The 412-nt window shown below is 49.8% G+C and carries 5 tRNA genes; all 5 read left to right on the plus strand.

The window, feature by feature from the left end:
• Nucleotides 1-7 precede the first annotated feature (7 nt).
• Nucleotides 8-81: transfer RNA gene (locus tag I6U51_RS24505), tRNA-Gly, on the plus strand.
• Between the two features lie 6 nt (nucleotides 82-87).
• Nucleotides 88-164, plus strand: a tRNA-Arg gene (locus I6U51_RS24510).
• Between the two features lie 5 nt (nucleotides 165-169).
• Nucleotides 170-245: transfer RNA gene (locus tag I6U51_RS24515), tRNA-His, on the plus strand.
• Between the two features lie 5 nt (nucleotides 246-250).
• Nucleotides 251-325 (plus strand) — tRNA-Gln (locus I6U51_RS24520).
• Nucleotides 326-329: 4 nt separating this feature from the next.
• Nucleotides 330-405, plus strand: a tRNA-Lys gene (locus I6U51_RS24525).
• Nucleotides 406-412 lie beyond the last annotated feature (7 nt).

Below are 412 nucleotides of genomic sequence, written 5' to 3' on the forward strand. Positions count from 1 at the left end.
TATACCTGCGGCTGTAACTCAATGGTAGAGTGCTAGCCTTCCAAGCTAGTTACGAGGGTTCGATTCCCTTCACCCGCTCCAAAATATGCGTCTTTAGCTCAGTTGGATAGAGCAACGGCCTTCTAAGCCGTGTGCCAGGGGTTCGAATCCCTTAAGACGCACCATTATGGTGGACGTAGTTCAGTTGGTAGAGCGCCAGATTGTGGTTCTGGTTGTCGTGGGTTCGAATCCCATCGTTCACCCCATATATTGGGATATCGCCAAGCGGTAAGGCACCAGACTTTGACTCTGGTATTCGTAGGTTCGAATCCTGCTATCCCAGCCATTTTGGTTTACTAGCTCAGTCGGTAGAGCACATGACTTTTAATCATGGTGTCCGGGGTTCGATTCCCCGGTAAGCCACCAATAAGTA

The sequence above is a fragment of the Clostridium aciditolerans genome (assembly GCF_016316925.1).
GTDB lineage: Bacteria > Bacillota > Clostridia > Clostridiales > Clostridiaceae > Clostridium_AM > Clostridium_AM aciditolerans.